Annotated in this window: 1 pseudogene; it reads right to left on the bottom strand. The window is 35.3% G+C overall.

Going from position 1 to position 207, the window contains the following annotated elements:
• Positions 1–207 (bottom strand): annotated as a pseudogene (locus I6U50_RS15860) (ISAon1 family transposase N-terminal region protein); the annotation flags it as partial.

Genomic DNA, 207 nt, shown 5'->3' with positions numbered 1-207 from the left:
TTCCATAAAGCCACTAGCTTTGTATTGGTGGTTTTTATAGGCTTCCGGGATTTCCTTTTTCTCTTCCAAATAAATGGTCAGTCGATTAACGTACAATGGATCTTTAATGGCTTTTTTATCAAATCCAACAATATCAAAATACGTTAATAAACCTTCAGGAAGGATTAAGCTTAGCAGGGATAGGTCAGTCTCTTTATTCACTGGATA

Origin of the sequence: Salegentibacter maritimus (assembly GCF_016236975.1) — a bacterium.
In the GTDB taxonomy this organism is placed as follows: domain Bacteria; phylum Bacteroidota; class Bacteroidia; order Flavobacteriales; family Flavobacteriaceae; genus Salegentibacter; species Salegentibacter maritimus.
Note: the sequence above shows the minus strand (reverse complement) of the source record. Positions and strands in the feature narration are given on the sequence as shown.